The sequence below is a fragment of the Actinocrinis puniceicyclus genome, from assembly GCF_018283645.1.
GTDB classification, from domain to species: Bacteria; Actinomycetota; Actinomycetes; order Streptomycetales; family Catenulisporaceae; genus Actinocrinis; species Actinocrinis puniceicyclus.
In genome coordinates this window covers 1-7,015 of record NZ_JAGSXH010000192.1, presented here as the reverse complement: position 1 = coordinate 7,015, position 7,015 = coordinate 1, and the positions used below count along the sequence as shown (strand labels likewise).

General features: G+C 70.3%; 4 protein-coding genes and 1 pseudogene. 2 read left to right on the top strand and 3 right to left on the bottom strand.

Translation table 11 applies throughout. The features are described 5' to 3' along the window. Positions 1-690 (bottom strand): annotated as a pseudogene (locus KGA66_RS27295) (hypothetical protein); the annotation flags it as partial. Between the two features lie 363 nt (positions 691-1,053). Here KGA66_RS27295 and leuS point away from each other — a divergent pair. Next, positions 1,054-3,954, top strand: coding sequence for a leucine--tRNA ligase (gene leuS / locus KGA66_RS27290; RefSeq protein ID WP_211472165.1), 2,901 nt, complete (start codon positions 1,054-1,056; stop codon positions 3,952-3,954). A 164-nt stretch (positions 3,955-4,118) separates the two neighbouring features. Then, positions 4,119-4,637: a prepilin peptidase gene (locus KGA66_RS27285; protein ID WP_211472163.1), complete on the top strand. Its 519-nt coding sequence runs from the start codon at positions 4,119-4,121 to the stop codon at positions 4,635-4,637. Between the two features lie 59 nt (positions 4,638-4,696). Here KGA66_RS27285 and KGA66_RS27280 read toward each other — a convergent pair whose 3' ends face one another. Both KGA66_RS27280 and KGA66_RS27275 read right to left on the bottom strand, forming a co-directional pair. Then, complete coding sequence (locus KGA66_RS27280; protein ID WP_211472161.1) at positions 4,697-5,818, bottom strand: hypothetical protein; 1,122 nt, start codon at positions 5,816-5,818, stop codon at positions 4,697-4,699. 8 nt (positions 5,819-5,826) lie between these two features. After that, complete coding sequence (locus KGA66_RS27275) at positions 5,827-6,519, bottom strand: hypothetical protein (protein WP_211472159.1); 693 nt, start codon at positions 6,517-6,519, stop codon at positions 5,827-5,829. Positions 6,520-7,015 lie beyond the last annotated feature (496 nt).

Here is a 7,015-nt window from a genome sequence, read left to right as displayed (position 1 = left end):
GTGCGAGGGGGCGGCGGGATGTGCGGGCTGCCCGGCCTGGCTCTGCGTGATCGGCCGGGTCGGCATGGCGTCGGGAGCCAGCGGGCCGCCGGAACGGCCGACGTCGATCAGGACGAGCGCGGTCCCCGCGATCGCCGCCAGCAGCACCGAGACGAGGATGGTGGTCGGCAGCCGCGACGGTTTCCTGCCGCCGCCGCTGTGCCGGGGCGAGGATTCGTGATCCGTCGTGCCGCTGCCGCTGCCGCTGCCGCTGCCGCTCGCCGGGCTCACGTCGGCTGCTGCGCCGGCGGCGAGGTCCGTGGCCGGCCGCGTCTCGATCGTGGTCGTGCCGCGCAGTTCGGGCGCTGACACCGACGGGGTGACGATGACCGGACCGCTCGCGGGGGGTGGCGGTCCGGGTTGCGCAGGCTGTATGGCCTGCGCGGCTTTCGCGGGGAACGGTGGCGGTGCGGGCTGCGGGGGAGCGCAGGGGGAGACGGTCAACGGCGCTGCGGTGAGCGCGGCTCTCAGTGCACTGACGTCGATCGGCCGGGTCAGGTCGTGCGGTCCGGCGGGCACCAGGGCGGTGGACTGGTCGGTGGCCTCGACCTGTGCGTCGAGCGCGCGCCGGAACGCGGAAGCCTGGCCGGGCGGCTGTCCGCCGGACGCGGGCGCCGCAGGCTCGGCGCCGGGTAGCTGGGGAGCGTCCACTGGTCCTCATACCTGGGGCGGTTGCTGAAGGCACACCGAAGGTCGCCCGGGACGCTATCGCATCCCGGTCACATTCCGTAAGCCGTCCGGGTTCTCACACTGATAACAAGACGGCCACCGGGAGCGCGGCCCCAGGGGACCTGATCCGGCGTACGCCCGAGGCACGCGGGCGCGGTGGTAACCTGGATCCGTGCACGTAGTACGCCTGCTCCTTACCGGGCCGCGCTGAGAGCGGAAGAGTCCCGATTCCGGGCTCCTCAGCGTGGCGACCCCTCCTGCGCGAGGGGTTTTCGCATTTTCGAGCTCCGCAACGGACCACGAAAGCGAGCCGGCAGTACCGGACAGACACCCCGAGGGGACCTCATGAGCGAGAGCACCAGGCCGCCCGCTTCGGACGAGCCCGCATTCCGTTACACGGCGGCGATGGCGGGCGAGATCGAGGCGCGCTGGCAGGCGTACTGGGCACGACACGGCACTTTCGAGACGCCGAACCCGTCCGGCCCGCTGGCCACGGACACCCCCGTGCCCGGCGAGAAGTACTACGTGCTCGACATGTTCCCGTACCCGTCGGGCTCCGGACTGCACGTCGGCCACCCGCTGGGGTTCATCGCCACCGACGTGTTCGGGCGCTACCAGCGGATGCTGGGCCGCAACGTGCTGCACGCCATGGGCTTCGACGCCTTCGGCCTGCCCGCGGAGCAGTACGCGGTGCAGACCGGCACCCATCCGCGGGTCACCACGGAGAAGAACATCGAGCGGTACCGCGCGCAGATCAGCCGTATCGGCCTGGCGCACGACAAGCGTCGCGGCGTCGCGACCACCGATGTGGGCTTCTACCGCTGGACCCAGTGGATCTTCCTGCAGATCTTCAACTCCTGGTACGACGGGGAGGCGCGCCGGGCCCGGCCGATCGGCGAACTGGTCGCGCAGTTCGAGGCGGGTACCCGGCAGACGCCGGACGGCCGCGCCTGGTCGCGGCTGACCGCGGCGGAGCGCGCCGACGTGATCGACGGGTACCGGCTGGCGTACATCTCCGAGGCACCGGTCAACTGGTGCCCCGGGCTGGGCACCGTGCTGGCCAACGAGGAGGTCACGGCCGACGGCCGCTCCGAGCGCGGCAACTACCCGGTGTTCAAGCGCAGTCTGCGCCAGTGGATGATGCGGATCACCGCCTACGCGGACCGGCTGCTGGAGGATCTGGACCGGCTGGACTGGCCCGAGCCGATCAAGCTGATGCAGCGCAACTGGATCGGCCGTTCCGAGGGCGCGCGGGTACGGTTCGCCATCGACGCCGCGGACGACGGCCGGTCGCCGGGCGAGATCGAGGTCTTCACCACCCGCCCGGACACGCTGTTCGGCGCGACCTACATGGTGCTGGCCCCCGAGCACCCGCTGGTCGACCAGATCGTGCCGGCCGCGTGGCCCGCCGGCACCCGGGAGGTGTGGCGCGGCCCCGAACGGCACAGCACGCCGGGCGAGGCGGTCGCCGCGTACCGGGCGCAGGCCGCGGCCAAGACCGAGGTCGAGCGGCAGAGCGAGGGCCGGCAGAAGACCGGCGTGTTCACCGGCGCCTACGCGGTCAATCCGGTCGACGGCGAGCGGGTCCCGGTCTTCGTGGCGGACTATGTGCTGTGGGGCTACGGCACCGGCGCGATCATGGCTGTGCCCGCGCACGACCAGCGCGACTTCGAGTTCGCCCGGGCCTTCGACCTGCCGATGCGGATCGTGGTCTCGCCCGGCGCGGGCCGCCCGGCGGACGTCGACGAGTGGGTCGAGGCGTTCGATTCGTACGACGCTCAGGCCGTGAACTCGGCCAACGCCGAGGTCTCGCTGGACGGCCTGGTGGTCGTCGAGGCGAAGAAGCGGATCATCGCGTGGCTGGAGGAGAAGGGCACCGGCACCGGCACCATCACCTACCGGCTGCGCGACTGGCTGTTCTCCCGGCAGCGTTACTGGGGCGAGCCGTTCCCGATCGTGTACGACGTCGAAGACCCGACGCACGCGATCGCGCTGCCCGACCGCATGCTGCCGCTGGAACTGCCGGAGATCGCCGACTACGCGCCGCAGGCTTTCGACCCGGACGACGCGACCTGCGAGCCGGCTCCGCCGCTGGCGCGCGCGAACGACTGGGTCGAGGTGGAGTTGGACCTGGGCGACGGCCGGGGTGTGCGCCGGTACCGCCGGGAGACGAACACGATGCCGCAGTGGGCCGGCTCCTGCTGGTACCCGCTGCGCTACCTGGACCCGACGAACGAGGAGCGGTTCGTCGGCGAGCAGGTCGAGCGGTACTGGATGGGGCCGCGGGACGCCGAGGACGTCGGCGGCGTCGACCTGTACGTCGGCGGCGCGGAGCACGCGGTGCTGCACCTGCTGTACTCGCGGTTCTGGCACAAGGTGCTGTACGACCTGGGTCACGTCTCGTCGGCCGAGCCGTTCCGCAAGCTGTTCAACCAGGGCTACATCCAGGCGTATGCGTACACTGACGAGCGCGGCGTATACGTGCCCGCCGAGCAGGTCGAGGAAGTGGACGGGGTCTACTACTTCGAGGGCGGGAAGGTCAATCGCGAGTACGGCAAGATGGGCAAGTCGCTGAAGAACTCGGTCACGCCGGACGAGTTCTGCGACAACTACGGCGCGGACACGCTGCGCGTCTACGAGATGTCGATGGGTCCGCTGGAGGTCTCCCGGCCGTGGGAGACCAAGGCGGTGGCCGGCTCGTTCCGCTTCCTGCAGCGGGTGTGGCGCAACATCGTGGACGAGGAGAGCGGCCGGGTGCGCGTCGGCGACGCCGAGCCGGACCTGGAGACGCTGCGGGCGCTGCACGTGGCGATCGCGGGCACCCGCGAGGACCTGAACAACCTGCGGTTCAACACGGCCATCGCGAAGCTGATCGTGCTGAACAACCATCTGACGAAGCTGCCCGTGGTGCCGAGGTCGGTCGCCGAGGCGCTGGTGGTGATGGTCGCGCCGATCGCGCCGCACATGGCCGAGGAACTGTGGGCCAAGCTGGGTCACGAGGGGACGGTGGCGTACACGCCGTTCCCGGTGGCCGACCCGCAGTACCTGGTCGCGGACGAGGTCACGTGTGTGGTCCAGGTGGCCGGCAAGCTGCGCGACAAGCTGCAGGTGCCGCCGGACATCAGCGAGGACGCGCTGCGCGAGCTGGCGCTGGCGTCGGAGGGCGTGCAGCGGGCGCTGGACGGACGCGGTGTGCGGACCGTGATCGTGCGGGCGCCGAAGCTGGTGAACGTGGTCCCGGCGTAGCAGCCCTCTGCGCGACGCCCTGAACCGGATGCGGAGGCCGTCCGGTTCAGGGCGCTCCGCGTTCGAGGTCCGGTCCGAGGGCCGATCCAAAGTCCGGTCCGGGGTTTTCCACAAGCTGTGCGGTTTCGCCGGCGCGCTGGGCGGCGAACGCTAGAGTCACCGAGGTGACGCACGCGAACTTCAGCCTGACCGGCCCCGCCCTGGCGGTCGGCATCGTCGTGTACGGGTTCTTCGCTGCGGGCAGCGCGGCGCTGGCGGTCATCGACGCGCGCACGAAGCTGCTGCCGAACCGGATCGTCTTCCCGCTCTACGGCGCCGGTTTGGCGGGGTTCGGCCTGATCGTGGCGATCCTGCACGACGGCGCGGCGGTGCGGCACCTCGTCACGGCCGTCGTCGCGATGGCGGTGCTGTACGGGCTCTTCTATCTGCTCGCGATGTTCGGGCCGATGGGGTACGGGGACGTGAAGCTGGCGGGTGTGCTCGGGCTCTACCTCGGTTGGCTGGGTGTCGCGGTCGTGTTCGCGGGCGTGTTGCTGGGAACGCTCGCGGCGGCCCTCGTCGCGGTCGGGATCGTGGCGGTGCGCGCCGTGCGGCGCCGGCCCTGGCGCGGGCTGGAGATCCCGTACGGGCCGTATCTCCTGGCCGGCGCCTGGGCCGCGATCCTGCTCGACTTCCGGGCGTGACGCCCGCCGGACCGGATCAGGCCACGGGTGTCACTGCCGGACTCCGATCTGGCCAGGCGTCACTGCCCGACGATCGTCTGGATCTCCTGGACGGTCACCGGGTGCTGGAGTCCCGGGATCGCGTCCGGCTTCGGCCAGGTGCCGCCGCCGGTACCGTCCCAGTTGATACTCCAGTCGACCGTCACCGAGGGTTTGTAGGTCTGGCCCTGCGCCGTCGTCGAGTGCAGGTACGTCACTCCGCACGGGGGCGGCCCGGTCTGGCCGGTGCTGTAGGGCTCTCCGACGAATCCGTCCGCGGTCGGCTTGCAGCCGGCGTCGTAGACGACCGCGTCGGCCGCGTTGTTCGGCGTGCCGGGGTCGATCGTGAAACTCTGCGCCGTCGCGGTGACCGTCGCGCACGCTTGAGGTGCACCGGACAGGTCGATCGCGCAGGCTTTGAGCTTCTGCGGTGCGTAAGGGCCGGTGCCCGTGTTGCGGTCTCCGGCCCACACCCACATCGGCAGGTTCACCGTCTGGCCGTTCTGCGGGCTGGACTGGAAGTCGGAGCCGGGCAACTGCATGATCGAAGCCGCGTACTCGGCCACCTCTTCCCGGGTGACGACCGGTTCCGCGAGGTTCGCCGGCGCGGGAGCCCCGGTGGCGACCCAGGTCCAGGGCTTGCCGTCAGCGTTCATCGAGTGCATCTCGCAGTCGAGGAACTGGGGGGTGTCCATCATCGCCTCGTTGAACACGATGCCCCACCACTCGCCGCCGGGGCTCGCGCCGACATTCCAGTTCGAATACGGCGGTCCGCTGGTCGAGGTGTACCCGGCCGGCTGCGTCTGGCCCTTGCCTTCGTAGTACGCCAGCAGGTCGTTCCAGGTGAAGTCCGCCGAACCGCCACCTGTGTCGTAGTACGAATACGCGAAGTCCTTCAGCTGCTGGGGCGTGAAGATCGGCTGCCACCAGCAGGCCGGCGGTGTCCAGGACAAGTCGCCGGTCATCGAGGCGGCCCCCGGGCAGTAGGTGCCCACGAACACGTGCACGGCCTGGTCGAAGGTGATGCGCTGGCCGCCGATCGTCGGCGGGGTGATCACCGTGCCGCCGGACGAAGTCGACGAGCAGCCACTGCTCGCGGCGGACGCCGGGCTCGCCGCGACCGGCCCGGCCATGAACGCGCCGAGCATCGCGAAAGAGATCACCGTGCGATTCAGTCGACCACGCATTGCGAGGCTCCCGGCTTGGTGAAGATGAGACTCAGTACCCAGCCGCCGGAAGCGCGCTTGGTGAACGTGCCCTGCCACAGGGTGTAATTGCCCCGGCCGGCGGTGTTCGTATCGTGCCGACCGCTACCGACCTTCAGCGGATACGCCTGACTGGAATCCTCGCAAGCGCTGTACGCGGCCTGCGATCCGTCGGCGGACATCGTCACCGTGCGCTTGTACACGCGGTCCGTGCCGGTCAGCCGCTCGCCGCGCGACTTCCACGTCGACACGGACTGCGACAGTCCGGCATAGGCGTTGCCGGTCGTCCACTGTCTGAAGTTGGCGTCCTTCGTGTTGCCGGTGCTGATCGCCTCGACGAAGCCGTAGAACTGGTACGCGGCGTCGAGCAGTACGGAGTCCTTCGCCGCGTTCCCCGTGCTGTCCGCCTCGACCACCAGATGCAGATCCGAGGGGATGGCGAACTTGGGTGCATCGGCGGGCAACACGGCCACGGCGGGTGCACTGCTCGTCTGTGGCGCCGCGCTGCCTGCCGCCGGCAGGGCTGCCGGGGGCTGGGAGGCGGAGGCCGCGCAGCCCGCCACGGTCACGGCGGCGAGCGCTGCGGCGGCGAGCACCCCCGCGGCGGCGCGGGAGGCGGACCGGGCGGTGGCGTTGCGACGCGGCGTACGACGGAGCATGGGTTCCCGTCCCCAGGGCCGGCCCGGAGTCTGACCCCCCCGGAATCTGACCGGAGCGCTCAGCTGACTGCTCGTCGGCCCGTGGCGCGATGTTGACAACTCGGCTACGGATCGTACCGGGCGGGGTACTCTGCCGGTAGCCGCAGAAGCCGGATTTAACCGAATCTTACTCGATCTGACGGGCAGTCACCCGGCGGGTGGAGCCGAACAGGAGAAACGTTCCGGCATCTTCACCGCGGGTCTGTTCGGTACCGTCACCGCGTGGGTACTATCAGCTTCCGATCCGGGTAGGGAGCCTGCACAGCTGAACTGAGTCTCCATCACAACTCCAACCCTGACTTCGCATCAGACGCCGACTTCGAACCGCGTCCGTGCGTATCCTGACGAACCGAGTGGCCGGGGGGCCTGAAACCTTGATGAGCAACGACAACGGCGCGATGCCGGGCGCCGGGGGGTGGAAACCCGCCGCGACGAGCATCGCCGGACGGCCCGCCCC